This window comes from Nitrospira sp. BLG_2 (assembly GCF_049222245.1).
The window spans coordinates 1-2,190 of the sequence record NZ_JBLYIG010000497.1; the positions used below are offsets into that span (position 1 = coordinate 1).

A 2,190-nucleotide genomic window follows, 5' to 3' on the forward strand; every position below is an offset into this window, starting at 1 on the left:
ATCAGGAATGTCGCCGTGCGGGCATTCCAACATTCCCAGCGGTTCGGGCAACCAGCCTCCTCGCAAATCGTATGGAGCTTGAGCCGCTCCATGGTTTGCTTGATATCGAGATAATCCGGGCCGGTTCTGGCCTGAATCTTAAACCATGGCGGAAGACGAGACCGATGATCGATTGATGGCTTATGGGCGCTTAATGGTTGCCGGCCGGTAGTCGAAGAGGGACGTAGATGGTCAAGCGGGACGAAGCTCATGATCGCTATCCACTCCCTGAACGCGCCTTGAGCCAGTTTTTTATTGTACCAAAGAAGCCGCTCCGCTCCGGCTCTGCTTCCGGCGGATCGGGATACTCCATCCAAAGCTCTCGCGACCCAAGATATACGCCATCGTGGAAACTCATTTGAGTTTTGAGCTGACGATACCCCTGTGACTGCAGAGTCTGAATCAAATTTGCCAGAGCTTCGGTCTGAGTAGGATGCGGCTCGGTCACGATGCGGAGACTTTCGTACCGGAGAACGGCTCGATAGCCTTCTCCTTCTCGTTCAAATTCAACCGGCCTGCTGAATCCCCGCTCCCGGTCGTCCAACCCGGCGAGTTGATGCTTGTCGAATTCTCCATTCATCGCTCATGCTAAAGCTCGATAGACCGCAACCAAGTCGCTCAACGCCATGGTCTTGTTCTTGAGTATGGCCCGTTCGGCTTGAATCATCTCGCGCGTCTTGGAATCGACCGCGCCGGATTTTAGGCAAGAGGCACCCAGAGACAGAATGCGGTCGCACTCATCGGCAAGCTTGCTCTTCACCACTGGATTGACCGACAAAATCTCCATGAGCTGTCGGCGCGTGTCATCGAGATGCCCTTGGAGTTCGGAGTCCGGATAGCTCTTCCGAGCCGCTTCATCGAAGCACCGATCAAGATAGTTGGCCAGGAATACGTAGAGGCGCACAAATGCCGCAGCGATATCGGTCTGATCGTCGGAGGAAAGAGCCATTGTTCGATTCCTTCTTATCTAAAGTTATTACAGCAGGACTTTCACATCTTCGCCTTCCACCTTCACTTGATAGGCTTCCACCTGTGAGGACGGATTGTTCATGCAAACGCCGGTCGTTACGTTGAATCGCCAGCCATGCCACGGACAGGTGACGATATCACCGTCCAACTCTCCCTCTCCCAACGGTCCTTCCCGGTGGCAACAGGTATTGTTGATCGCGTGGATCGTCCCGTCCACATTAAATATCGCCAATGTTTTCCCGTTCGCCTCTGCAACGATGCCCTGTCCAGGTTTTACATCTGCCGCGGCTGCCACACGCACGAACTCTGCCATTCCTTTCCTCCAACGTAACACCGCTCAATTGTTGCTGAACGGTTGCTTGATCTTTTTGAGCAAATTATCGATGGACGGGCCGGCTTTCTCACCACCTCCCAGTTCGTCCATGATCTTTTTTGCGATTTCCCGAAACGCCGCCGCCTGAGGGGATGCCGGATCGGCCACGACGATCGGATGACCGGTATCCCCGCCATCCCGGATAGCCGGATCGATTGGGATCCGCCCCAGAAACGGCACACCGAGCTTGGTCGCCGCCCGCTCGCCTCCTCCATGCGAAAAAATTTCCGTCCGTTCACCGCAGTGACCACAAACAAAGTAGCTCATATTTTCGATGATACCCAGGAGCGGGACATTCACTTTCTGAAACATCCCCATCCCCTTACGAACGTCGTACAGCGCGACTTCTTGAGGCGTCGTCACGGTAATCGCCCCCGCCAACGGAACCATCTGCGACAAGGAGAGCTGCACATCGCCGGTACCAGGAGGCAAGTCGATGAGTAGATAGTCCAAGTCTCCCCACAACACATCGCGGAAGAACGCTTGCAAATACTGATGAACCATCGGGCCGCGCCAAACCAGCGGGGCTTCTTCCGGCACCAGAAACGCCATGGAAATCAGCTTCACCCCGTAATTCTCGACCGGAAGAATCTTGCCGTCTTTCTGTTCCGGTCCGGTCGTGCTCCCCATCATCATGGGGATATTGGGGCCGTAGAGGTCGGCATCCAAGAGTCCTACCTTAGCACCGGCCACAGCCAACGCACAGGCCAGGTTCGCCGCCACGGTCGAGTTTCCCACCCCGCCTTTTCCGCTGCTCACCGCGATGACTTGCTTCACTCCTGGAATCAAATTATCTTTTGCCTGGGGCT

4 protein-coding genes and 1 pseudogene are annotated in these 2,190 nt (G+C 55.3%); all 5 read right to left on the reverse strand.

The genetic code is table 11. The annotated features are described in order from the left end of the window. Positions 1-251, reverse strand: a pseudogene (locus tag ACOSYY_RS13540) (lipoyl synthase); the annotation flags it as partial. A gap of 5 nt (positions 252-256) precedes the next feature. Continuing rightward, entirely contained in the window at positions 257-619 is a 363-nt protein-coding gene (locus tag ACOSYY_RS13545; RefSeq protein ID WP_421663033.1) for a hypothetical protein, read from the reverse strand. A 3-nt stretch (positions 620-622) separates the two neighbouring features. Beyond that, positions 623-988, reverse strand: coding sequence for a hypothetical protein (locus ACOSYY_RS13550; RefSeq protein ID WP_421663034.1), 366 nt, complete (start codon positions 986-988; stop codon positions 623-625). A gap of 27 nt (positions 989-1,015) precedes the next feature. Then, on the reverse strand, positions 1,016-1,321 hold the full coding sequence (locus ACOSYY_RS13555) for a Rieske (2Fe-2S) protein (protein ID WP_421663036.1): 306 nt from the start codon (positions 1,319-1,321) through the stop codon (positions 1,016-1,018). Between the two features lie 24 nt (positions 1,322-1,345). Beyond that, the coding region (locus tag ACOSYY_RS13560) for an Mrp/NBP35 family ATP-binding protein (protein WP_421663037.1) at positions 1,346-2,190 on the reverse strand (845 nt) is incomplete at its 5' end.